25 protein-coding genes are annotated in these 22,945 nt (G+C 46.0%); 24 read left to right on the top strand and 1 reads right to left on the bottom strand.

Annotated features, from left to right (window positions below):
* The first annotated feature begins 156 nt into the window (after positions 1-156).
* From M3221_RS07855 to M3221_RS07830, 6 genes are all read left to right on the top strand, one after another.
* The gene (locus M3221_RS07855) at positions 157-1,206 is read left to right on the top strand and encodes a YpbB family protein (RefSeq protein ID WP_251270944.1); all 1,050 of its coding nucleotides are present in this window, start codon (positions 157-159) and stop codon (positions 1,204-1,206) included.
* The gene (locus M3221_RS07850) at positions 1,203-2,645 is read left to right on the top strand and encodes a RecQ family ATP-dependent DNA helicase (protein ID WP_251270943.1); all 1,443 of its coding nucleotides are present in this window, start codon (positions 1,203-1,205) and stop codon (positions 2,643-2,645) included. The genes M3221_RS07855 and M3221_RS07850 overlap by 4 nt, the downstream gene beginning before the upstream one ends.
* A 77-nt stretch (positions 2,646-2,722) precedes the next feature.
* Complete coding sequence (locus M3221_RS07845) at positions 2,723-3,001, top strand: hypothetical protein (protein ID WP_242233586.1); 279 nt, start codon at positions 2,723-2,725, stop codon at positions 2,999-3,001.
* Between the two features lie 26 nt (positions 3,002-3,027).
* Complete coding sequence (locus M3221_RS07840; protein WP_251270942.1) at positions 3,028-3,795, top strand: metallophosphoesterase; 768 nt, start codon at positions 3,028-3,030, stop codon at positions 3,793-3,795.
* Between the two features lie 66 nt (positions 3,796-3,861).
* The gene (locus M3221_RS07835; RefSeq protein WP_251270941.1) at positions 3,862-4,746 is read left to right on the top strand and encodes a MerR family transcriptional regulator; all 885 of its coding nucleotides are present in this window, start codon (positions 3,862-3,864) and stop codon (positions 4,744-4,746) included.
* Between the two features lie 72 nt (positions 4,747-4,818).
* Complete coding sequence (locus tag M3221_RS07830) at positions 4,819-5,796, top strand: YpdA family putative bacillithiol disulfide reductase (protein WP_251270940.1); 978 nt, start codon at positions 4,819-4,821, stop codon at positions 5,794-5,796.
* 13 nt (positions 5,797-5,809) lie between these two features.
* Here M3221_RS07830 and M3221_RS07825 read toward each other — a convergent pair whose 3' ends face one another.
* Positions 5,810-6,763 carry an asparaginase gene (locus M3221_RS07825; RefSeq protein WP_251270939.1) on the bottom strand — a complete coding sequence of 318 codons (954 nt, stop codon included), beginning with the start codon at positions 6,761-6,763 and terminating at the stop codon, positions 5,810-5,812.
* A gap of 75 nt (positions 6,764-6,838) precedes the next feature.
* Between M3221_RS07825 and prsW the strand changes: the two genes are divergently transcribed.
* From prsW to hepT, 18 genes are all read left to right on the top strand, one after another.
* Positions 6,839-7,507 (top strand): glutamic-type intramembrane protease PrsW, encoded by a 669-nt coding sequence (gene prsW / locus M3221_RS07820; protein ID WP_251270938.1) that lies wholly within the window; start codon positions 6,839-6,841, stop codon positions 7,505-7,507.
* Positions 7,508-7,601: 94 nt separating this feature from the next.
* Positions 7,602-8,351: a spore cortex-lytic enzyme gene (gene sleB / locus M3221_RS07815; RefSeq protein ID WP_251270937.1), complete on the top strand. Its 750-nt coding sequence runs from the start codon at positions 7,602-7,604 to the stop codon at positions 8,349-8,351.
* A gap of 12 nt (positions 8,352-8,363) precedes the next feature.
* Positions 8,364-9,701: a germination protein YpeB gene (gene ypeB / locus M3221_RS07810; RefSeq protein WP_251270936.1), complete on the top strand. Its 1,338-nt coding sequence runs from the start codon at positions 8,364-8,366 to the stop codon at positions 9,699-9,701.
* A gap of 95 nt (positions 9,702-9,796) precedes the next feature.
* Entirely contained in the window at positions 9,797-10,459 is a 663-nt protein-coding gene (locus M3221_RS07805; RefSeq protein ID WP_251270935.1) for a flagellar brake protein, read from the top strand.
* Between the two features lie 84 nt (positions 10,460-10,543).
* On the top strand, positions 10,544-11,215 hold the full coding sequence (gene cmk, locus M3221_RS07800) for a (d)CMP kinase (protein ID WP_251270934.1): 672 nt from the start codon (positions 10,544-10,546) through the stop codon (positions 11,213-11,215).
* Between the two features lies 1 nt (position 11,216).
* Complete coding sequence (locus M3221_RS07795; protein ID WP_251270933.1) at positions 11,217-11,804, top strand: lysophospholipid acyltransferase family protein; 588 nt, start codon at positions 11,217-11,219, stop codon at positions 11,802-11,804.
* An 89-nt stretch (positions 11,805-11,893) separates the two neighbouring features.
* Positions 11,894-13,033 carry a 30S ribosomal protein S1 gene (rpsA, locus tag M3221_RS07790; protein ID WP_251270932.1) on the top strand — a complete coding sequence of 380 codons (1,140 nt, stop codon included), beginning with the start codon at positions 11,894-11,896 and terminating at the stop codon, positions 13,031-13,033.
* A gap of 19 nt (positions 13,034-13,052) precedes the next feature.
* Positions 13,053-14,123, top strand: a complete 1,071-nt coding sequence (gene fni / locus M3221_RS07785) for a type 2 isopentenyl-diphosphate Delta-isomerase (protein WP_251270931.1) — start codon at positions 13,053-13,055, stop codon at positions 14,121-14,123.
* Positions 14,124-14,243: 120 nt separating this feature from the next.
* Positions 14,244-15,554, top strand: a complete 1,311-nt coding sequence (gene der, locus M3221_RS07780) for a ribosome biogenesis GTPase Der (RefSeq protein ID WP_251270930.1) — start codon at positions 14,244-14,246, stop codon at positions 15,552-15,554.
* A 21-nt stretch (positions 15,555-15,575) separates the two neighbouring features.
* Positions 15,576-16,616 (top strand): NAD(P)H-dependent glycerol-3-phosphate dehydrogenase, encoded by a 1,041-nt coding sequence (locus tag M3221_RS07775; RefSeq protein ID WP_251270929.1) that lies wholly within the window; start codon positions 15,576-15,578, stop codon positions 16,614-16,616.
* Positions 16,617-16,634: 18 nt separating this feature from the next.
* Positions 16,635-16,835, top strand: coding sequence for a DUF2768 domain-containing protein (locus M3221_RS07770; protein WP_242233600.1), 201 nt, complete (start codon positions 16,635-16,637; stop codon positions 16,833-16,835).
* A 21-nt stretch (positions 16,836-16,856) separates the two neighbouring features.
* Positions 16,857-17,582, top strand: a complete 726-nt coding sequence (locus tag M3221_RS07765; protein ID WP_251270928.1) for a hypothetical protein — start codon at positions 16,857-16,859, stop codon at positions 17,580-17,582.
* Positions 17,583-17,677: 95 nt separating this feature from the next.
* Positions 17,678-19,153, top strand: a complete 1,476-nt coding sequence (gene spoIVA, locus M3221_RS07760; protein WP_242233602.1) for a stage IV sporulation protein A — start codon at positions 17,678-17,680, stop codon at positions 19,151-19,153.
* 175 nt (positions 19,154-19,328) lie between these two features.
* Complete coding sequence (locus tag M3221_RS07755) at positions 19,329-19,601, top strand: HU family DNA-binding protein (protein ID WP_242233603.1); 273 nt, start codon at positions 19,329-19,331, stop codon at positions 19,599-19,601.
* Between the two features lie 156 nt (positions 19,602-19,757).
* Positions 19,758-20,327 (top strand): GTP cyclohydrolase I FolE, encoded by a 570-nt coding sequence (gene folE / locus M3221_RS07750; RefSeq protein WP_242233604.1) that lies wholly within the window; start codon positions 19,758-19,760, stop codon positions 20,325-20,327.
* 93 nt (positions 20,328-20,420) lie between these two features.
* Positions 20,421-21,179 carry a heptaprenyl diphosphate synthase component 1 gene (locus M3221_RS07745; protein WP_251270927.1) on the top strand — a complete coding sequence of 253 codons (759 nt, stop codon included), beginning with the start codon at positions 20,421-20,423 and terminating at the stop codon, positions 21,177-21,179.
* Between the two features lie 3 nt (positions 21,180-21,182).
* Positions 21,183-21,884, top strand: coding sequence for a demethylmenaquinone methyltransferase (locus tag M3221_RS07740; RefSeq protein ID WP_251270926.1), 702 nt, complete (start codon positions 21,183-21,185; stop codon positions 21,882-21,884).
* Positions 21,885-21,912: 28 nt separating this feature from the next.
* Positions 21,913-22,875, top strand: coding sequence for a heptaprenyl diphosphate synthase component II (hepT, locus tag M3221_RS07735; protein WP_251270925.1), 963 nt, complete (start codon positions 21,913-21,915; stop codon positions 22,873-22,875).
* The last annotated feature ends 70 nt before the right edge of the window (positions 22,876-22,945 follow it).

Here is a 22,945-nt window from a genome sequence, read left to right as displayed (position 1 = left end):
CTATTGTTCATTTTAAGTCTGATTAATTTACTTTTCAATAAAAAACTTCCCATATCCTGCATGAAAGGGATTTCACACAGAAGGGGAAGCGAAAAGAAAAGACAGGAACGCATGTTTTGTGATACACTATCGCTGTATAGAAAGGTGGGAGACAAATTGGAATGTCTTGAAGCGGTGATGCTTTGTATGCTGAAAGAAGTAGAGGGAGAGCGAACAGCTTCGTCTGTTTTTCATTTGTTAAAAGGAAAAAAGTCGGCCCAGACTATTCAGGATGCCCATTTGTTTAAACTGGACAAATGGTTTCAAACCACACCGTTTCTTACCATGGAGCTGTTTGACCGGATAGTAGAAGGGCTCCAGGCATCCGGCAGTCTCCAGGGTGAGCGGCAGCGCCTGTTTGTTACAGCGGAAGGAACGAATAAAATGAGAGCCGCTTTTGAGAAGACGGGTGAATTTCCTCAGCTGTCAGGCTGGAAGCTGGCAGGCACTGCGCCTGTGTTTTTCAGCCGTCTCCAGCTGGCTGTTCAAGTTGTCTCACACCTTGCTTATAAAGACCGGACATATTATCCCATTACGCGCGACGAAGGCGTACAGCAATGGGTCAAACAATTTGTAAAAGAAAGCGGCTTTGAAAAAGGACAGCTTGCCGCCGAGCTTCACCGGGAAATCCGTTTTGTGCTGGAAGAGCAGCCGGAACACCCGGACTGTCTGCTGCTGCGGTTTTCCGGATATACGCAAATAGGCAAAACGGTGCAGCAGACAGCGGACATCCTCGAAATGGAACCGACAGAATACTGGTTTCGCTTTTTACACAGCCTGCATGCTGTTGTACAGACTGTCATGGAAAAAGGCAGCCAGCTTCCTCTTTTAAAACATCTTTTAAGCGATATCACGGTATCCGTCCCTTTAACTGAATCTGCACGGAAAACAGCTGCTTATTTACATAAAGGAAAGACCATTGAAGAAGTGGCGGCTGCAAGAAGATTGAAAAAAGCGACCATTGAAGACCATGTAGTAGAACTGGCTTTAAACGATCCTCACTTTTCCATTCGTCCATTTATTGATGAACAAAAAGAAGCGGAAGTATTAAAAGCAGGTGGGTCAAGCGGCGTGCGCCAGCTCAAGCCGCTTAAAGATCAATTGCCAAATCATTCATATTTTGAAATCAGGCTTGTTTTAGCGAAGGAAAGCGGGGGAACAATATGACCATTGATGAACATCTGCGCCAGACATTTGGTTTTTCTTCCTTCCGTCCTGGGCAGCGGGAAACAATTGAATCGCTGTTGAGCGGGCGTCATACCCTGAGCATGCTGCCTACCGGAACAGGCAAGTCGCTTTGTTATCAGCTTCCCGGGTATATGTTAAACGGCTCAGTTGTGATCGTTTCACCGCTTCTTTCCCTTATGCAGGATCAAGTGGAGCAATTAAAAGTAAGAGGGGAAAAGCGGGTGATTGCGCTGAATTCGTTTCTTCAGTATAAAGAAAAGAATGCGGCGCTCCTGCGGCTTGACCGTTACAAGTTTATTTTTTTGTCACCGGAAATGCTGCAAATGCCGAATGTGATGCAGGCGCTGCGTGCTCTTTCAATCGCTTTGTTTGTGATTGATGAAGCGCATTGTATTTCACAATGGGGATACGATTTTCGCCCGGATTATAGTTTGCTCGGCAAGGCCCGCGCAGCGCTTGGCAGCCCGCTTACTCTTGCTTTGACAGCAACGGCTGACGAACGAGTCCGTGCCGATATTTGTGAAAAGCTTTGGCTCGATGATATGGCAGAATGGGTTTTTTCTGTGAACCGGCCGAATATCGCACTTGAAATTGAAACGCTGGAAGAGCCGCTGCAAAAAAGAACCCGGCTGTTAGAATGGCTGCATTTTTTGAAAACACCAGGCATCATTTATTTCTCGGGAAGAAGAGCTGCAGAAGAAGCGGCTTCCTACTTGAAACAGCATGGTATAAAACGGTCCGCTTTTTACCACGGCGGAATGGATGCAGGCGACCGCTTATTGATTCAGCATCAATTTTTAAACGGCGATGTAGATGTGGTATGTGCGACAAGCGCATTTGGAATGGGAATCAATAAAGATAATGTCCGTTTTGTTATTCACTATCACATGCCGTCACAAATAGAAGCTTATTTACAGGAGATTGGCCGGGCAGGACGGGACGGGGCTCCGGCGATTGCGGTTCTTTTGTATGTACCCGGAGATGAGAAGCTGCACGAATTTATCGCAGAATCTGAATTTCCTGATGAAGGGCAGATCCGCCAGGTAACAGAATACGGCTTTCATCCGCGAGATGTACAGCCGCCGCTTTCGGAAACCCAGGAACGCTTTTTGATCCACTATGCAAAAGCTGCAGATGAACGCGGCGCACCAAGAGGAGCATGGATCAGCAAAGCACGAATGACCCTCCTGGACAAAAAAGCGGCCAAGCGAAATGAGCTCAAGCAGTGGATTGAGTCAACAGAGTGCCGCCGTGCCGCTTACATGCGTATGTTTGATGAACAACCGATTGAGCAGCCGCAGTGCTGTGACCGCTGTGGGCTTGATCATGCGCCGTACAAAACGAGCGGCGGGAGCGAAGCATCCGAGGAGCGGCTTGACTGGCGGGAGCGGCTAAATAGTTTGTTGCCAGGATTTTAACCTATTACGTTATTGGAGCTGGTCGGGTATAATAGAAATAATTTCTTTTACGATGACCAATGGGAGGAACGATAATCATGAAGGACCCTTATCGTGAAATAGCAGAGCAGCATAAGCAGCCGCTTGAAAAAGTAAAAGAGCCTGTGTTGGCAGAAGGTGAAACACTGCAGCGCCCTGTAAAAGAAAAAGCTGAAAAAAGAAACCATTTTCCACTCATTACAGCGCTGCTCGTATTTTTTATTGCATCTCCTTTTTTAGCGGTGTATGCTTTCAAAGAAGAAAAGCCGGCAGTGAACCAAATCGTACACGAACAGCCGGAGGATGCGCATCAGGAAACGGCTCAAAACGAGCAGTAACCAACAGAAGAGGACTGAAAAATGTTATGTGGAAACAATTAATGACAGGTGCCGCACTTCCATTAGCGGCAGCTGGTTTATATATGTGGAAGGAAGCATTCCGAAACGAGGTAAAAGAAACGGTTGTAACTGATGATCGATTTCCGGAAAAAGCGCCGCTCGCGCTTTTTTTTATTTCCGATATTCATCGCCGCCGTGTTCATCCTTCTATTATCTCAGCCGTTAAAGGCCGCGCGGATGCTGTCATTATTGGCGGCGATTTGTGCGAAGGCGGTGTAAAAAAAGAGCGTATCCGTGAGAATATCAAGCGCCTGTCTTCCATTGCACCAGTTTATTTTGTGCCGGGCAATAATGATTACGAAGCAGGTATAGAGCAATTAACGACTATGCTTGCCCGGTGGCAGGTAACAGTATTAAAAAACAGCTGGGCGGTACTGGCGGATGAGGTATATTTGCTTGGAACGGACGATTTAAGCGAAGGAAAAAGTGATAAAGCGGCTCTTTTTCACAATGTTCCAGTCAGCGCATTTAAAATTATTGCGAGCCATAATCCCGCTTTCGTCCGAATCATTGAGCCAGAGGACCAGGTAGCGGTTTTGCTTAGCGGCCACACCCATGGCGGCCAGATTCGTTTAGGGCCGTGGGGGATGTATGAGAAAGGCCGCTGGAAAAACGCGGGTGGTATTCATATGCTTGTATCAAATGGATATGGAACGACCGGACTTCCGCTTCGGCTGGGCGCCAGGGCAGAAACACACCTTATTACGATTTGCCGGCCAGGGCAGACGACTTAAATTTTACGGGTCCCAGGCCGGCTCGTATAATAAATGTACAACCTATCCGGGAAAGGGAAGAGCTTTATGACTGAAGGGAAATACAATATAAAAGCGGTATCGACGTTAACCGGGATTCAGCCTGGTACTCTCCGTGCATGGGAGCGGCGTTATGCCATTTTGGAACCAGTCCGAAATGAAGCAGGGCACCGGCTTTATACGGAAGAACATATTCGAAAGCTGAAGTGGCTTTCAGAAAAAGTACAGCAGGGCTTTACAATCAGCCAGGCCGCCGCTCTTCTCGATCAGCATGAAGATACTCATACGAGTCTTCAGCATGTTGAAACAAGCCAGCACGAAGCGCTGTCTGAAGAGCTGCTTCAAGCGCTGCTTCGGTTCGATGAAGTTAAAGCACAGGAGCTAATCAACAAAGCTTTTGCGCTTTATACAATAGATAACGTAACCATTAATATTTTAGCTTCATTGCTCGTTCGAATTGGAACGCTTTGGGAGGAAGGCAAGATTACGACTGCTCATGAACACTTTGCCACCTCTATTTTGCGTGCACGTATCGGAATGGTTATGCATTCGTTCCCTCATAACGGAGTTCTGCCGAAAGTAGTGGCGGTCTGCGGGCCGGATGAATGGCATGAGGTCGGCCTGCTGATTTTCACCTTGTTTGTCAGACGTCTTGGCTACGAAGTGGTTTATCTGGGGGCAAGCCTGAAAGAAGGCGATATCTTTACAGTGCTCCAAACAGTAAAGCCAAGATTCGTTTTTCTTTCTTGTACACTCCACCAAAATTTGGAGCCGACTTTGCAGCTTGCAGAGGATATTAAAGAAACGTACCCTGACATGCATATTGGTGTTGGGGGTACAGCAACGACAGGTCCTATTCCCGAGCATGCCGGCCAGTATATCGTCGGTACCACTCAAAGCGAATGGAGCGAGTGGATGAACAGCCGTCTATAAGCGGCTTAATTGAAATAAGCTGGCTTTTTTTCTACAATAGGATAGCAGAGAAAAAGAACGGGAGCGGATGAGATGAAAACCGAAGAATGTATTATTGTGGGCGGCGGGCCATGCGGGCTTGCAGCTGCGATAGCACTAAAGGAAATAGGCAAAAATCCGCTTGTAATTGAAAAAGGAAATGTTGTGAATGCTATTTATGGCTATCCAACCCATCAGACGTTTTTCAGTTCAAGTGAGAAGCTTGCGATTGGTGATGTGCCTTTTATTATTGAAGAGCGGAAGCCTCATCGAAACCAGGCACTTGTGTATTACCGGGAAGTCGTGAAACGGAAAGAGCTGCGGATCAACCGGTTCGAACGGGTTGAGCGTGTGGACAAACAAGAAAGCGGGCTTTTCCATGTATACACGTCTAAAGGATCATATGAAACACCTTATGTAGTGATTGCAACAGGATATTACGATCATCCTAATTATATGAATATCCCCGGAGAAGAAATGGAACACGTTTTTCATTACTTTAAAGAAGCCCACCCTTTCTTCGATACAGATACAGTCGTCATCGGCGGAAAAAACTCATCAGTAGACGCAGCACTTGAACTTCATAAAGCGGGAGCCAGAGTAACGGTTCTTTACCGGGGAAGCACGTATTCTCCAAGCATAAAGCCTTGGATTTTGCCGGAGTTCGAAGCACTCGTTCGAAATGGTGAGATTGGGATGGTTTTTGACGCGAACGTGAAAAGAATTGACCGGGAAACGCTAACGTATGAAGTGCATGGTGACGAGCATACCATTAAAAGCGATTTTGTGTTTGCCATGACTGGCTACCATCCAGACCATGCCTTTTTAAAAAAAATGGGCGTCGAAATTGATGACATTACAGGCCGGCCTATTTATACTGAGGCAACCAAAGAAACAAATGTTGAAAATATCTTTATTGCGGGTGTGATTGCTGCTGGCAATAATGCGAATGAAATTTTTATTGAAAATGGCCGTTTTCACGGTGGTGAAATCGCGGCTGCCATTCGGAAAAAAGAAGAAGACGGGGCATAACGCCCCGTCTTTTTTATAGAAATACGTGATGCAGCTGCTCCCTATATCCTGCTGATAGGGCGGCAATCAGCTTTAATCGGGCTTTAGGGCCATTTAAGCCGCCGGCAAAAAAAGCACCTGCTTCTTTGAGGGCAGCTCCTCCGCCTTCATAAGAATAAACAGGCTGGACCATTCCACTTTCACATCTTGAAGTAATGACGACTGGAAATCCAGATTGAATCAGTGGAAGAAGTGCTTTAGCAGCTTCAGGCGGCACATTCCCCTGTCCCATCGCTTCGATGACGACTCCATCACAACAGGCAGCCAGCTGCTCAATCAAAAAAGCATCCATTCCAGCATATGCTTTTAAAATAGGTACGCGGTAATGCAGCTCTTTTACCGCGTATGTTTTTCTTTTGAGCGGTGCAAAGAAAAAGTGGGGTCCGCTTTTTAGAACCGTACCAATGGGCCCGCTGTTGCGGCTTTGAAAGGAATCAAGGCTGCCTGAATTGGTTTTTGTAACAAATTCAGCACTGTGAATACTGTCATTCATAACGACCAGCACCCCTTTATCGCGCGCATCACAGCTGGCAGCTGTTTTAACAGCAGCTATTAAATTGGGTATGCCGTCTGCACCTGCCTCATTGCTTGAGCGCATCGCACCTGTCAGCACAACTGGAATAGCCGTATTCAGTGTTAAGTGGAGAAAAAACGCGGTTTCTTCCATCGTGTCAGTGCCGTGTGTGATCACGACGCCATCTGCATCAGATGCCTCGATTTCCTGTTTCAGCAGAAGCATCTTCTCTACATTCATGTGGGGAGAAGGGAGCTGGAATGGTTCTTTTACCGTATAACGTGCTTCAACCCCGGGGATATGGACCACTTCGGCAATAGGGTTGGCACCGTCTGGAGCTACGCTTCCGGCTGCATTTTCTTTCATGGAAATCGTTCCGCCGGTATGCAGCAGTAAAATGTGTTTTTTCGACATGTTTTATGCTCCTTGTTTTCAATCTTTATGTCTCATGATACGATGGAAAAAACAGAAAGAAAAGAGGGAACGTGGATGATCCCGATTCTTTCAGCAGGGATTGCACCTGGTCTTGCACTTTTAGTCTTTTTTTATTTGCGTGATCGCTATGAAACAGAACCGATCTCAATGGTTGCCAAAGCGTTTTTATACGGTATTGTGGTGACATTTCCGGTTATGTTTTTTCAATATGTGCTGATAGAGGAAAAAGTCGTCAATGAAGGCTTTATTCAGGCGTTCTGCGCGGTCGCTATCCCGGAAGAATTTATGAAATGGTTTATTTTGTACTTTCTTATTTATTCGCATACCCATTTTGATGAGCCTTATGATGGGATTGTGTATGCAACGAGTGTTTCGCTTGGATTTGCTACGGCAGAAAATGTCCTGTATTTAATCGCGCATGGAGTAGAGTATGCTTTTGTAAGAGCGCTCCTGCCTGTGTCAAGCCATGCGCTGTTTGGCGCGATTATGGGGTACTATATCAGCCGGGCCAAATTCGGAGACCGGCATTTAGAAAAGAAAATGCTGGCTCTGGCTTTTTTCGTGCCGTTTCTGCTTCACGGGTTATTTGACTACATTCTGGTTATCGAAAGCACTTGGATTTATTATATGATTCCGTTTATGCTGTTTTTATGGTGGTTTGCCATGCAAAAAGTAAAAAAAGCACATATTCTGACAGATGCATACCATAAGCTGAAATTGTAAAAGAGGCTGCTCAACCCGGGCGCCTCTTTTTTTCGTATAAAAAAGGAGGAGCATGACAAACTACTTGTATATTTCGATAGGATGGTGAACGAAATTGACAAAGTGGAAAAAGCAGATTGCAGTTTTTCTAACGCTTGTAGTGCTGCTTGCATCCGGGCAAGCAGGGGCGTTTTCAGGACAGGTGATTCAGCGCGGAGCTGAAGGGGACGATGTCATCGAATTGCAATCAAGGCTTCAATATACCGGTTATTACCGTGATCAAATTGACGGGGTATTTGGCTGGTCAACGTACTGGGCATTAAGAAACTTCCAGGAATCATTTGGCCTCCCGGTAGACGGGCTGGCAGGGACAGCTACGAAACGAAAACTTGAACAGGTGTCTAAATACGATGAACAGCATGTAAAAAGCCAAATGCGTAAAGGAAAAGCATTTACGTATTACGGTGGAGCCGAAACGTCGGCCCAATCAGTGAATACACCGACTGGATTTTCACAAAATGATATTCAGCTGATGGCGAATGCCGTTTACGGCGAAGCACGGGGAGAGCCTTATGAGGGCCAGGTAGCCGTTGCAGCGGTTATATTGAACCGGATTGGCAGTGAATCATTTCCGAATACCGCTTCTGGTGTTATTTTCGAGCCGGGTGCTTTTACGGCTGTAGCAGACGGGCAAATTTGGCTGACACCAAACCCGAGAGCGAAAGAAGCCGTATTGGACGCTATTAACGGATGGGATCCGACGGGCGAAGCACTTTATTATTTTAATCCAGACACCGCTACAAGTGACTGGATTTGGTCACGGCCGCAAATTAAGAAAATCGGGCAGCACATTTTTTGCGAATAGGAGGCGATCAACATGCGGACATTTATCACCGTCGCACTCGCTGTGCTCTTAGCTGTAACGGCAGTTTGGGGATACAGGCAGCACCAGGAAAAAGAAAGATTGGCGATCGAAGCGGAGAATGGGTATCAGCAGGCATTTCACGAACTTGTGTACCAGGTAGATGTGATTCACGATCGAACCGGAGAAGCGCTCGCGATGAATTCAAAAGATAATTTAACACCTGCACTGACAGATGTATGGCGCCTTACCTCTGAAGCGCACAATGCCATCAGCCGCCTTCCACTCGGCTTTATGCCGTTTTCAAAAACTGAAGAATTTTTAGGGAAAAGCGGTGATTTCACCTATAACACAGCAGTGCGGGACTTGGATACCCAGCCGTTAACCGATAAAGAATATGAGCAGCTCGAGTCTCTTTATAAGCAGTCTGCCGATATTCAAAATGACCTTCGGGCCGTACAAATGAATGTATTAGATAAAAATTTGCGCTGGACAGATGTAGCCCATGCAGCGGCTGACGGAGATGAGCCAAGAGACAATACGGTTATCGATGGGTTTAATACAATTGAGAGAAAAGCATCCGAGTTTTCCGAATCAGACACTTTCCGGGCGACTCAAGTGGAAAAATCCGTTTCGGACGATGCGCTCAAAAAGCTGGAAGGGCCTATGATCACCGAAAAAGAAGCGGCTCAACAAGCAAAGGACTATTTTCAGTTTGATGCGGAGGTTACGTCCGTAGACAGCAGTTTAAAAGGAGCTTCCGTTCCGTTTTATCACGTATCTGTTACAGGACAAGACGGTGAAGAAGCCAGCATGGATATCACCAAAAAAGGCGGTTATCCTTTAACGTTTACTGTGAATAGAAATCCGGGCAAAAGCCGAATAAGTTTGTATACTGCTTCTCAGAAAGCGGAAGATTTTTTAGAAAAGCACGGATTTGAAGGGATGGTTATGACAAACAGTGCGCAGTATGACCATACCGGTGTTTTTACCTACACCAAAAAAGTGAAAGACACGCTCGTTTATCCAGAATCTGTGACGATCAAAGTGGCGCTTGATACAGGTGCAGTTACGGGTCTTGAAGCACAAAACTACTGGAAAAATAAGAAAGAACGAAACATTAAGGAGCCTGCTTTAAGCGAAGAGGAAGCGAAAAAAGAGCTGCATCCGAAATTAACGGTAATGGAAACAAAAAAAGCGATTGTGACGAATGAAGAAATGAAGGATAAGATGTGTTATGAATTTTTAGCGGAGAATGGAACAGCTTCTTACCGGATCTTTATTAATGCAGAGAACGGAAAAGAAGAGCGGATCGAAAAACTATCAGAAGCGGAAGCTGCCTATAGGCAATAAGATCATATTGCATTTAGGTCTTAAATCCTTTATAATTTTTTCCAATAAGCGTTTTGGCCTACAAAACGCAGTAAGGAAAAAAGAGAGTGATATGAATGCTTCAGCCTGGTATCGTACTGACACTGGAACCATTTGAAGAAATAGATAAAAAAGAAGAGTATCGATGCAAAGTAGTCGATATAGAAGACGGAAAGCTGTTTATTGACTACCCGGTTAGTATTCAAACAAACCGGGCGGTTTTTTTGATGGAAGGAATGCAGCTTGCTGTCAGTTTCCTTGATCCGGCTGCTTCATCCGCTGTTTTTTTATTCCGTACGGAAGTAATCGCCCGGGTCAAAAAGAAAATTCCTATGCTTGTATTGCAGGACCCGGGTTTGAATCAATATGTACGCATACAGCGCCGAAAATTCGTACGGGTCCAAAAAGCGATTGATACAGCGGTCCACTTTGACGGAATGCCGCCTTTTTCTTCGCTGACGGAAGATATTAGTGCAGGCGGCGCAGCGATTGTACTGCCGAATTCTGTGCAGGCAGAGCCTGGCACAGAAGCCACCGTATACGGGGTGATCCCCTCTCAGCAGGCTGAACCCTTCTATTTTGAAGCGAAAGCAGAGCTGGTGCGTATCCGTCAGGATGAAAAAAGCGGACGCTGCATTGGTTCCTTCGAATTTAAAGACCTCCCTTATGCGGAGCAGCAAATATTAATGCGTTTCTGCTTTGAACAGCAGCTGCGGCTGCGCAGGAAAGGATTGGAATAATAAAGAGCCCATCGTTTGGGTTCTTTTTTGTGTCTAAACCAATCTGTGATAAAATGAATAAGAATTTTTGGATGAGGTGACGACATGGAAAAACAACTGCAAATTGCCATTGATGGCCCTGCTGCTGCAGGAAAAAGCACAGCTGCAAAAATCGTGGCAGAACGGCTTTCTTATATTTATATTGATACAGGCGCTATGTACAGAGCGATTACGCATAAAGCGCTTAAACATGACATAGATGTAGAAGACGGGGAAGCTCTCGGAAAGCTTCTTGCCGAGACGACCATTTCACTTAAACAGGGAGAAAACGGCCAGGTTGTCCTGGTGGATGGAGAAGACGTAACCGAAGTGATTCGGACAGACGAAGTAACAAATAATGTTTCGGCAGTGGCCCGTCACAGTGAAGTTCGGCGTGACATGACACGCCGCCAGCAGCAGTTAGCGGCCAGAGGCGGCGTTGTGATGGATGGGCGTGATATTGGTACAAGTGTGCTTCCGGAAGCAGATGTTAAGATTTTTCTGCTGGCTGGTGTGAATGAGCGGGCAAAGCGCCGCCATGCTGAAAATTTGAAAAAAGGATTTTCATCTGATTTGGAGAATTTAAAAAGAGAGATTGCCGCACGCGACAAAATGGATACAGAGAGGGAAGAGTCACCGCTTAAAAAAGCGGAAGGTGCGATTGAAATTGACACGACACATATGTCGATCGAAGAGGTAGCTGAGGCGATTATGGCGGCAGCAGGAGCGGGGGAGTAAGATGGTCACTTTTTATACATTCGCTAAAACAGTCGTAAAATCTATTTTAACCCCCGCCTACCGAATTCATGTTAAAGGTCATGAGCATTTTCCAAAAGAAGGCGGGGTGCTTCTTTGTGCAAACCACATTGATAATCTCGATCCGCCGATTGTAGGCATTACTTCTAAACGTCCCGTTCGCTTTATGGGGAAAGAAGAATTGTTTAAAAAGAAGTGGATGGGGAAATTAATGAAAGAACTGAATGTTTTTCCGGTAAAACGCGGCATGAGTGACCGGGAAGCCATTCGAACTGGTTTGAAAATTTTAAAAGAAGGACAAGTTCTGGGACTTTTTCCGGAAGGCACACGTTCGAAAAACGGCGAGTTAGGGAAGGGACTTGCCGGTGCGGGATTTTTCGCTCTTCGGACGGATGCAGCAGTTGTACCGTGTGCGATTATCGGCCCGTATAAACTAGGGAAGCCGCTGCAGGTTGTGTATGGACCGCCGATTGATATGGTTTCTCTTCGTGAGCGAAAAGCCTCAGCGGAAGAAGCAACAGAAGCGATAATGGAAGCCATCGCAAAATTAATAAAAGAGTATAAGGGCTGAGCTTCCGGCTTGACAAATTGGGCGATTTGTAAGAAGTTAGAAGTAAGAATTTTTAAAATTGACGCAGTTTGTATTGAGGAGGATTACATATGACAGAGGATATGAACCAGGCAGAAGTGAATAACTACTCCGTTGGCGACAAAGTACGCGCTACGGTTGTGAAAGTCGAAGAAAAGCAGGTCCAGGTGGAAATTCCGGACAGCAAGAAAGACGGTATTATTCCCATCAGTGAACTGTCAAGCCTTCACGTAGAAAAAGCATCAGATGTCGTCAAAGAAGGCGACGAGCTTGAACTGCTTGTCACAAAAGAAGAAGATGATCTATATGTGTTGTCAAAACGCAAAGCCGATGCAGAAACTGCGTGGGACGACATGCAAAAACGATTTGAAGAAGGCGCTATTTTTGAAGCGGAGATTAAAGAAGTCGTTAAAGGCGGCCTCGTCGTAGATCTTGGCATCCGTGGATTTATTCCGGCTTCACTCGTAGAGGATCACTTCGTTGAAGATTTCGAAGATTACAAAGGTCGCGTAATGAAACTTAAAATCGTCGAGCTTGAACAAGATAAAAACCGGTTAATTCTTTCACACCGGGCTGTATTGGATATTGAAAAAGCAGAAAACAAACAAAAAGTGCTTGAAAACATTCAAGCAGGTGATGTGATTGATGGAAAAGTGCAGCGTTTAACTGATTTCGGCGCTTTTGTTGATATCGGCGGTGTTGATGGACTCGTGCACATTTCCCAGCTTTCACATGAGCATGTAGAAAAACCATCCGATGTACTTACGGAAGGACAAGAAGTAAAAGTAAAAGTGCTGTCTATTGACCGCGACAGCGAGCGAATTTCTCTATCTATTAAAGAAACACTGCCTGGACCATGGGAAAACATCGCAGATCGTGCACCAATTGGATCAGAACATGAAGGTACAGTGAAACGCCTTGTTTCATATGGCGCGTTTGTAGAAGTGTTCCCAGGCGTAGAAGGTCTCGTTCATATTTCTCAAATCTCTAACCGCCACATTGGCACTCCTCATGAAGTATTGGAAGAAGGACAGACTGTTAGAGTGAAAGTGCTGGATGCCAATGAGCAGGAGCATCGTTTATCGCTCAGCATGAAATCATTTGAAGAAGCGGAGCCGGAAGAAACGGTTGATTCCTATGAATTACCGGAAGAAAGCTCAGGCTTCCAAATCGGTGATATTTTAGGCGACCAGCTAAAAGATTTAAAATAAACAAGACGGTGATGACAATTTGAGCAGAGCGGAACGTAAGATTGACCATATTCATTATGCATTGTCAACGGGACAAAGCCGGCGGACAGGATTGGATCATATTCAATTTGTTCACCAGAGCCTCCCGGGTTCCTCTGTCAAAGATATATCGCTATCAACGGAAATCGGCGGACTTCAATGGAGTTCGCCGATTTTTGTGAATGCGATGACAGGCGGAGGCGGAGAAGTGACAGCGCGCATTAATACGCAGTTAGCAGAAGCAGCCGCAGCATGCGGCATCCCGATGGCTGTCGGTTCTCAAATGTCAGCGCTTCGCCATCCGGAAGAAAGAGCTACGTTTGAAGCCGCCCGGAAAGCCAATCCAAAGGGCATCATGATGGCGAATATCGGAGCGGAGGCATCAGTGGAAGAAGCTCGTGCCGTGTGTGAGATGATTGAAGCAGATATTCTGCAAATCCATTTAAATGTCGTTCAGGAACTTGCGATGCCTGAAGGGGATCGGGATTTTCATGGAGCTGTTGACCGGATTGCTTCTATTTGCGAAACGGTAAAGGTACCGGTGATTGTAAAAGAAACCGGTTTCGGGATAAGCGCTGAAACGGCCCGGCTATTAAATCATCTTCCGTTGGCAGCAATTGATACAGCGGGGTTTGGCGGAACAAACTTTGCTGCTGTTGAAAATGAGCGGGCCGCACGCCCTCTTGCTTTTTTCAACAACTGGGGCATTCCGACTGCTATATCTATTGTTGAAACCCTTTCGGGGGCTCCAGGTCGTCCTGTTATCGCTTCAGGCGGTCTGCAATATGCTGATGATGTGGTGAAATCATTGGCACTGGGCGCTTCAGCAGCCGGGTTGTCCGGCTTTCTGCTAAAGGTATTGATGACAAGCGGACAGGAAGCCCTGGTAGAGCATATCGAACAAATGAAAGCAGATATAAAAATGATGATGTGCGCGCTTGGTGCTCGGTCCATTTCCCATCTTCACAGCGTTCCGCTTATCATATCAGGAGAAACGTGCCAATGGCTGCAGGCCCGTGGGTTAGAGCCGGAGCGTTTTGCTCTCCGCGCGCCGGTGCCATTTGATTCATAACCAAAATATGATAAAATAAATTGTTGATTGAACCCCTTCTCATGGTAGAAGGGTTTTCTTTTGAACAAAATAAAGAAGTACTGAGAATAAATTGGGTGAACCATTGAAGGGAAAGATGTAATGATGAAACGGACTGTTGCGATCGTTGGAAGGCCAAACGTAGGTAAATCAACGATTTTTAACCGGATTGCCGGTGAGCGTATTTCCATTGTCGAAGATGTGCCGGGTGTAACCCGCGACCGTATCTACAGTTCAGGCGAGTGGCTGACGCATGAATTTAACTTGATTGATACAGGCGGTATTGACTTGGGTGACGAGCCTTTTCTAGACCAAATTCGCCAGCAGGCTGAAATTGCCATTGATGAAGCGGATGTGATCATTTTTATCGTAAACGGACGTGAAGGCGTGACGTCTGCAGATGAAGAAGTAGCGAAAATTTTATACCGGTCTAAAAAGCCGATTGTACTTGGCGTTAACAAAATTGATAATCCGGATATGCGGGCGGATATTTATGATTTTTATTCCCTCGGTTTCGGTGAGGTTTTTCCAATTTCCGGTTCGCACGGTATTGGACTTGGAGATTTGCTGGACGAAGTTGTATCGCATTTCCCGACTGGCGAAGATAAACCGTACGAAGATGATGTTATTAAATTTTCATTAATTGGCCGTCCGAATGTAGGGAAATCGTCTCTTACTAATGCGCTGCTCGGTGAAGACCGTGTTATTGTCAGTGATATTGCAGGCACAACGCGCGATGCAGTTGACTCTCCCTATACGTACAATGGCCAAAAGTATGTGATCATTGACACAGCTGGGATGAGAAAACGCGGAAAAGTGTATGAGACGACTGAAAAATACAGCGTATTGCGGGCGATGAGAGCGATTGAACGGTCCGACGTTGTGTTAGTTGTGTTAAATGCTGAAGAAGGCATTCGTGAGCAGGATAAGCACATTGCCGGCTACGCTCATGAAGCAGGGCGGGCTGTGGTCATTGTCGTAAATAAATGGGATGCCGTTGAGAAAGATGAAAAAACGATGGGTGAATTTGAAGAAAACATCCGCAGTCATTTTCAGTTTTTAGACTATGCGCCTATCGTATTTTTGTCTGCTAAGACGAAAAAACGGATTCATACATTGATGCCATATATTGACCGGGCGAGTGAAAGCCACTCGATGCGTGTTCAATCAAGTGTGCTGAATGATGTCATTACCGATGCTGTGGCGATGAATCCAGCACCGGCAGACAAAGGAAAACGGCTGCGCGTTTATTATGCAACACAGGTTTCGGTCAAGCCGCCAACGTTTGTTGTATTTGTCAATGAACCGGAACTCATGCATTTCTCTTATCTCCGCTTTCTTGAAAACCGCATTCGTGATGCGTTCTCATTTGAAGGAACGCCGATTCACATTATTGCGCGCGCAAGAAAATAAGAAGGAAAGGCTGTGTTTCATATGACAGAAAAAATTGCAGTGCTGGGGGCAGGGAGCTGGGGAACAGCTCTTGCCCTTGTGCTTGCCGATAACGGTCTGGATGTGACCATGTGGGCAAAAAATAAAGAGCGGATAGCCGAATTGAATACGCATCATACAAACAGCCGGTATTTGCCGGATATTTTACTGCCTGCCTCTATTCGCGGCACAACATCACTTGCTGAGGCGCTTGAAGGATGCGGTACGGTCGTGCTTGCTGTGCCGACAAAAGCGATCCGGGAAGTGGCACGTCAAATCGTTCAGACGGCTGAATCACCGGTTACCGTTGTCCATGTGTCTAAAGGAATTGAACCTGATTCACTGCTCCGCATTTCCGAAATGATTGAGCAGGAAATGCCTAAAAATGCACTGAAAGACGTAGTGGTACTGTCAGGCCCTTCCCATGCAGAAGAAGTAAGCCTTCGCCATCCAACAACCGTGGCGGTGTCTTCTCATTCGCTTGAAGCGGCTCAGCACATTCAGGACTTATTTATGAACCAGAACTTCCGGGTTTACACAAATCCAGACATGATCGGTGTAGAAATCGGCGGCGCATTAAAAAATATTATCGCGCTTGCAGCTGGAATTTCCGATGGACTCGGCTATGGAGACAATGCAAAAGCAGCACTTATTACCCGCGGATTGGCGGAAATTGCCCGGCTTGGCACAAAGATGGGAGCGAATCCGCTTACCTTCTCGGGCCTTGCCGGTATTGGCGATTTAATCGTCACGTGCACAAGTGTTCATTCAAGAAACTGGCGGGCTGGAAATATGCTCGGCCAGGGCAAAAAGCTGGATGAAGTGCTCGAAAGTATGGGAATGGTTGTGGAAGGAGTCCGCACGACAAAAGCCGGTTATCAGCTTTCTCAAAAATACGATGTGCAAATGCCGATTACACAAGCACTCTATCATATTTTATTTAAAGAGCAGGATCCTAAAAAAGCCGTAGATGATTTAATGGCACGTGTAAAAAAACATGAACTGGAAGACTTAATCGATATTTTAGATACAAAGCGGGATTAGTGGAAAGGACGAACGCCCATGTCACCATCCATGCTGAAAATGTGGATTTCATTTGCCGGAATGGGGCTGATGATTGTCTCTATTTTTTCAATCTACATGAGCCGTTACAAGTTTCGTAACCGCTTTTTAAAAGGAATAACCGCACTTTTCGCTTATATATGCATGATTGTCGGCGGGCTTATTGTTGTTTATGTGGTTTTGAGCGGCCCGACTCGTTAATGAAGGGGTGAACCAGTAACCATGATAAGGAAAAACAGCCTGCTTCTTTTTTGGACGGCAGCGCTCTCTTTCATATTAAGCGGCTGCTTATATCCGGAGGAGAAGTTAAGCCAAAATGAACAGCCGTATGAAGACCAATTACGAGCCGTTCAAACGGCGGTTGATCAATTCCAAAGGGAAGAGGAAGGCATTTTGCCGATTAAAACAAAGGAAAATAATCCCGATCTTTATGAAAAGTATCCGGTTGATTTTGGGAAAATCTCACCTCGTTTTATGGCGGAGCCGCCAGGAAATGCATTTGAAAGTGGCGGCATTTACCAGTACGTACTTGTAGATGTCGAAAAAAATCCAACCGTCAAACTGATTGATTTGCGTATAGCTGAACAAATTCAAAGCGTGAATATCCGCCTTCTTGCCCAAAAGTATCCTCCTTTTAAAGAGACACTGGCCGATAATGTATATTCACTCGATTTTAAGAAACTTGGATTTGAAGAAGAGCCTTATGTAACAAGTCCGTATTCCGGACGGCGGCTTCCACTGGTCATAAGTGGTGACGGAACGCTTTATGTAGATTATTCGGCTGATTTGTATACAGCCCTTCAAAAATTGGACAAGCTCCCTGCGCCTGGCGAAGATATTCGCAGCCTGCTTATCCAGTCTTCTCCCATTGTACCGGCATTTTCATTGCCTTATACGGTCGATGAACAAGGAGAGCCTGTTTTTATGCAAAAAAAGAAGCCTGCTTAACATGCAGGCTTCTTTTTTTGCATACATTTAAAAAAACGCTCATACACTGTATGGCAGGCGGCGGACGAGCCGTTCGAAACGGGAGGGGGCTGCTGATGGAAAATACAGAAGTCATTAAGGATATTGCCGAGCGGACCGAAGGCGATATTTATTTAGGCGTTGTCGGTGCTGTCAGAACGGGGAAATCAACATTTATAAAGAAGTTTATGGAGCTTTTAGTGCTGCCGAACATGGACAGTGAATCGGAACGGCGCCGTGCACAGGATGAACTGCCGCAAAGCGCCTCCGGCAAAACGATTATGACGACAGAACCGAAATTTGTTCCGAGTCGTGCGGCGGCTGTGCAGGCGGGCGGTGTGCTCGTCAATATTCGGCTGGTAGACTGTGTAGGCTATGTTGTGCCGGAAGCGAAAGGATATGAAGATGAACACGGTCCACGGATGATTCAGACACCATGGCATGATGAACCGATTCCGTTCGATGAAGCAGCGGATATTGGAACGAGAAAGGTGATTGAAGAGCATTCGACGATTGGGGTAGTAGTCACAACAGACGGGTCATTTGGTGAACTGCGCCGCCATACTTATATTGAGGCGGAGGAACGGGCCGTTGCAGGATTAAAAGAAGTAGGCAAGCCTTTTATCTTGATTATAAACTCGGCCCGGCCTGAGAATTTGGAGACTTTAGAGCTGCAGCAGGAGCTGGCCGAAAAATATGATATTCCGGTTCTCGCCATGTCGGTTGAATCGATGACAGAATCGAACGTGCTGCATGTTTTGCAGGAAGCTTTATTTGAATTCCCAGTTCATGAAGTGAACGTTCATCTTCCTTCCTGGATTATGGCGTTGGATGAATCGCATTGGCTTCGGGATAAATACAACGAAATGGTAAAAGAAACGGTCAAGGACATTAAAAGGCTACGTGACGTGAACCGTGTTGTTGACCAGTTTGGCGGCGGTGAGTATATTGAGTCCGCTGTGTTGACAGGAATGGATATGGGGCAGGGAATTGCAGAAATCAACGTGAATGCGCCAAATGGCTTGTATGAAAAGATCGTCAACGAAATTATTGGGGAACCATTACGCGGCAAAGAGCATTTGCTGGAAATTATCCAAGATTATGCTCATATTAAGGAAGAATACGGGCAGGTAGAAGAAGCGCTGAGAATGGTCAAGCAGACCGGCTACGGTGTAGCGGTTCCGTCCATCAACGAAATGCGCTTGGAAGAACCAAAAATTATTCGCCACGGCTCGCGTTATGGCGTGCGGATGAAAGCAGTGGCGCCGTCTATTCACATGATTCAAGTAGATGTTGAATCGGAATTTTCACCGATCATCGGCTCAGAAAAACAAAGTGAAGAGCTCGTTCATCACGTGATGAAAGACTTTGAAGATGATCCGCTGTCCGTTTGGAACAGTGACATTTTCGGGCGTAATTTAAGCTCGATCGTCCGGGACGGTATTCAGTCGAAAGTATCCTTAATGCCTGATCATGCCCGAAGCAAGTTAAAAGATACGCTTGAAAAAATCATCAATGAAGGCTCAGGCGGAATGATTGCGATACTGCTTTAAAACGGGCTAGACTCTCAAAATGGGAGTCTTTTTTTGATGAAACCGGGGAAAATACCCGTTTAAGGTGGATTCTGCTTGATATGCCCGAACACATGTGATAATCTTTTAACAGAATTACGGTAAAACATTGATATAACAATGTTTATCGGGTCTCATGCGGGAGGAGGTGAATGGCATGAACAAAACTGACTTGATCAATGAAGTTGCAGAAACAGCAGAACTTTCTAAGAAAGACGCGACAAAAGCGGTTGATGCTCTTTTCGATGCCATCCAAGAAACATTGGCAAAAGGCGACAAAGTACAATTGATTGGTTTCGGCAACTTTGAGGTGCGTGAGCGTTCAGCACGTAAAGGACGTAACCCACAAACAGGTGAAGAAATCGAAATCGCTGCGAGCAAAGTACCGGCATTTAAACCGGGTAAAGCGCTTAAAGACGCGGTTAAATAAGTACATAGCCTACTCTGGCTAAAGCGGGACTGCCCCCATTGGGCAGTCTCTTTTTTTGAACACTTCACTTTGCCCAGAGTTGACCCGATATGCTAAGATGAAGTGCAGTACAAATAATATTACACATGCAATACATGTATACAGGAGTGGATAAAAATGGCTGAAGTAGATCACGCCAAAATTCAGCAGGCCGTACGACTGATTTTAGAAGCGGTTGGTGAAAATCCGGACCGGGAAGGTCTTCAAGATACACCGAAACGGGTAGCGAAAATGTATGAAGAAGCATTTTCAGGTCTTCACGTGGATCCAAGATTTTATTTCGAAACTGTATTTGAAGAACAATATGAAGAGCTTGTTCTTGTAAAGGACATTCCTTTTTACTCGATGTGTGAGCATCACCTTGTGCCGTTTTTCGGCCATGCTCACGTAGCGTATATGCCAAAAGGCGGAAAAGTGACCGGATTAAGCAAGCTGGCACGGGCCGTTGAATCGGTTGCCCGCCGTCCGCAGCTGCAGGAACGGATTACAAATGAAGTAGCAGACGCAATTATGGACATGCTTCAGCCGCAAGGGGTAATGGTGATTGTGCAGGCGGAGCATATGTGCATGGCTATGCGCGGGGTGAAAAAGCCAGGCGCTAAAACGGTCACCACAGCCGCGCGTGGTTTGTACGAAAATGACGCCCAGCTTCGGACCGAGCTGCTTTCGCTCATTCGTTCGTCATGAGAACACGAGTGTGATATACTAAGTGTGCGTAATGAAAAGGAACGAAACGATTTGAAATGATTTGAAATGATTTGCGAGTGAGGGGTTTTCACAATGAAGGAGTGGCAGGAGCAACAGAGTACACTACTTGAAGAAATCAATCGGGCATGCCGGCAGCCTTTTTTAGATAAAGTGATCGGCAGGCCGGTTATAAACCCGCTTCGGGCATCTGCATTAATGCTGGCATTTACAGACGAGGAAAGAAAAAGTGAACAGGTGCAGAAGCTGATGCAGGCAGCTGTTCTCATTGGGCTGGCAATGGATGTACATGATGCCATTCCGTCTGTGACCAAAGAAATCACACAAAAAAACCAGCTGATCGTATTAGCGGGTGATTATTTTAGCGGGATGTATTACCGGACCCTTGCAGAAGCGGGCTGTGTCCACTGGGTAGGCGTTCTTGCAGGAGCGGTAAAAAGGGTGAATGAAGCGAAAACATCGCTTCATCGGCATCAGCTTGAAACAAAAGAAGCCATATTAGACGCTGTTGCAGTAATTGAAGGCGATATTATTGGCGCCGTGCACATCGAAAAGGGTGCAGATGAAATAATGGCTCGTGCCCTGCGGCAGCTTTTGACGGCAGACCGGCTTCTTCGTGAGAAAAACGAGCCCTTTATTCTTTTTGAAGCATTAAAACAACAATACGAGACAGACCAGCAGGTCATCGAGGTTATCGAGCAGCGGCTTAAAGAGATCCATGCGGATGTAACAAAGTGTATAGAAAGCATAGATTCCTATAAAGCGGCTGTCATTGAAGCGGAGCGCGACCGCCTTTTTGGCAGCAGGCCGCTTCGGCTCGTGGAAGAAGGGTGACAAATGCAGCAATCTAAAGAAGAAAAAGTACACAGTGTATTTCAAAAAATATACGGTAACTACGATAAAATGAATTCTATTATCAGCTTTCAGCAGCACAAGCGCTGGCGAAATGAAACAATGAAAATCATGAATGTGCCTAAAGGTGCAAAAGCGCTTGATGTATGCTGCGGAACAGGCGATTGGACAATAGCGCTGGCGGAAGCCGTGGGGCCGCATGGAGTGGTCAAGGGACTTGATTTCAGTGAAAATATGCTCGTTGTCGGCAGGCAGAAAATAGAGGCCGCCGGTTTGGAACAGGTAGAACTGATTCACGGCAACGCAATGGAGCTTCCGTTCGAAGACGATACGTTTGATTTTGTGACGATTGGTTTTGGCCTTCGAAATGTACCGGATTATATGCAGGTGCTTTCAGAGATGCGCCGTGTGTTAAAACCAGGTGGAATGGTCGTATGCCTCGAAACAAGCCAGCCGCAAATGCCTGTTTTTAAGGAAGGATACGAGCTGTATTTCCGCTTCATCATGCCGGCGGTTGGCCGTCTTTTCGCAAAAAGCTATGAGGAATATTCATGGCTGCAGGAATCAGCGCGCCATTTTCCAGACATGAAAGAGCTTGCCCGTATGTTTCAGCAGGCCGGCTTTCAAAATGTGCGTTTTAAAGCTCACACAGGCGGTGTAGCTGCCACACATTACGGAAACAAATAATACTAGACCAAGAGCCGGGTGAAAAGAAATGAACATAAAACTAATTTATACGCGGTTAAAAGCGGATATCGATTTGATTGAGCAGGAGCTGGAACACGCCGTTCGTTCGTCATCGTCCATTCTGGAGGAGGCGTCTGTACACCTTCTTCAAGCAGGCGGAAAACGCATTCGCCCGGTAATGCTTCTGCTTGGCGCGAAGTTTGGTGATTACGATATTCATCGTGTGAAATATGCAGCTGCTTCTCTTGAACTGATTCACATGGCTTCACTTGTTCACGACGACGTTATTGATGATGCCGTTATCCGCCGAGGAGAGTACACGGTTAAAGCGGAGTGGGATAACCGGATCGCCATGTATGCCGGCAATTACATTTTTGCCGCTGCGCTTGACTCTATGACAAGAATTAAAGAAGTAGAAGCTCACCAGATTCTATCCCATACGATGACAGAGCTGTGTATCGGAGAAATCATTCAAATTCAGGATAAGTACCGGTATGATCAGCATCTGCGCGATTACCTTCGCCGCATCAAGAGAAAAACGGCTATTTTGATCGCAGCCAGCTGCCAGCTTGGCGCTATTGCAGCGGGCGCTCCGGCTTCGATCCACCGGAAGCTGTACGATTTCGGCTATAATGTAGGGATGTCTTTTCAAATTACCGATGATATTCTCGACTTTACAGCAAGTGAAAAAGAACTGGGCAAACCAGCCGGCGGTGACCTCCTTCAAGGAAACATTACGCTTCCTGTTTTGTATGCGATGCAGGATAGTGACATGCATGCGCGCATTACTTCTATTCATGCTCATTCAAGCCGTGAAGAAATAGATGATATTATTGCCCGCTTAAAGCGCAGCGATGCGATTGAACAGTCTCATGCGTTAAGCAGAAGATATCTCGATCGGGCACTGGCTATTTTAACAGAATTACCGCCGGGCCGGCACCGGAATTCATTACGTGATATTGCCCATTTTATTGGCAAAAGAAAATATTAATTTTTTCCATGAAAGCGTTGTAAATTTACAAAAGAAGTGTTACGATTCATCTTGTCCGCATGTAAGCGGT

It is taken from the genome of Domibacillus indicus (assembly GCF_023715895.1).
Taxonomy (GTDB): Bacteria; Bacillota; Bacilli; order Bacillales; family Domibacillaceae; genus Domibacillus; species Domibacillus indicus_A.
Note: the sequence above shows the minus strand (reverse complement) of the source record. Positions and strands in the feature narration are given on the sequence as shown.

Excerpts from the sequence above, each read along its gene's own strand:
- M3221_RS07850 (WP_251270943.1), top strand. The coding sequence starts at position 1,203 with ATGACCATTGATGAACATCTGCGCCAGACATTTGGTTTTTCTTCCTTC.
- M3221_RS07845 (WP_242233586.1), top strand. The coding sequence starts at position 2,723 with ATGAAGGACCCTTATCGTGAAATAGCAGAGCAGCATAAGCAGCCGCTT.
- M3221_RS07840 (WP_251270942.1), top strand. The coding sequence starts at position 3,028 with ATGTGGAAACAATTAATGACAGGTGCCGCACTTCCATTAGCGGCAGCT.
- M3221_RS07835 (WP_251270941.1), top strand. The coding sequence starts at position 3,862 with ATGACTGAAGGGAAATACAATATAAAAGCGGTATCGACGTTAACCGGG.
- M3221_RS07830 (WP_251270940.1), top strand. The coding sequence starts at position 4,819 with ATGAAAACCGAAGAATGTATTATTGTGGGCGGCGGGCCATGCGGGCTT.
- M3221_RS07825 (WP_251270939.1), bottom strand. The coding sequence starts at position 6,763 with ATGTCGAAAAAACACATTTTACTGCTGCATACCGGCGGAACGATTTCC.
- prsW (WP_251270938.1), top strand. The coding sequence starts at position 6,839 with ATGATCCCGATTCTTTCAGCAGGGATTGCACCTGGTCTTGCACTTTTA.
- ypeB (WP_251270936.1), top strand. The coding sequence starts at position 8,364 with ATGCGGACATTTATCACCGTCGCACTCGCTGTGCTCTTAGCTGTAACG.
- M3221_RS07805 (WP_251270935.1), top strand. The coding sequence starts at position 9,797 with ATGCTTCAGCCTGGTATCGTACTGACACTGGAACCATTTGAAGAAATA.
- cmk (WP_251270934.1), top strand. The coding sequence starts at position 10,544 with ATGGAAAAACAACTGCAAATTGCCATTGATGGCCCTGCTGCTGCAGGA.
- M3221_RS07795 (WP_251270933.1), top strand. The coding sequence starts at position 11,217 with ATGGTCACTTTTTATACATTCGCTAAAACAGTCGTAAAATCTATTTTA.
- rpsA (WP_251270932.1), top strand. The coding sequence starts at position 11,894 with ATGACAGAGGATATGAACCAGGCAGAAGTGAATAACTACTCCGTTGGC.
- der (WP_251270930.1), top strand. The coding sequence starts at position 14,244 with ATGATGAAACGGACTGTTGCGATCGTTGGAAGGCCAAACGTAGGTAAA.
- M3221_RS07775 (WP_251270929.1), top strand. The coding sequence starts at position 15,576 with ATGACAGAAAAAATTGCAGTGCTGGGGGCAGGGAGCTGGGGAACAGCT.
- M3221_RS07770 (WP_242233600.1), top strand. The coding sequence starts at position 16,635 with ATGTCACCATCCATGCTGAAAATGTGGATTTCATTTGCCGGAATGGGG.
- M3221_RS07765 (WP_251270928.1), top strand. The coding sequence starts at position 16,857 with ATGATAAGGAAAAACAGCCTGCTTCTTTTTTGGACGGCAGCGCTCTCT.
- spoIVA (WP_242233602.1), top strand. The coding sequence starts at position 17,678 with ATGGAAAATACAGAAGTCATTAAGGATATTGCCGAGCGGACCGAAGGC.
- M3221_RS07755 (WP_242233603.1), top strand. The coding sequence starts at position 19,329 with ATGAACAAAACTGACTTGATCAATGAAGTTGCAGAAACAGCAGAACTT.
- folE (WP_242233604.1), top strand. The coding sequence starts at position 19,758 with ATGGCTGAAGTAGATCACGCCAAAATTCAGCAGGCCGTACGACTGATT.
- M3221_RS07745 (WP_251270927.1), top strand. The coding sequence starts at position 20,421 with ATGAAGGAGTGGCAGGAGCAACAGAGTACACTACTTGAAGAAATCAAT.
- M3221_RS07740 (WP_251270926.1), top strand. The coding sequence starts at position 21,183 with ATGCAGCAATCTAAAGAAGAAAAAGTACACAGTGTATTTCAAAAAATA.
- hepT (WP_251270925.1), top strand. The coding sequence starts at position 21,913 with ATGAACATAAAACTAATTTATACGCGGTTAAAAGCGGATATCGATTTG.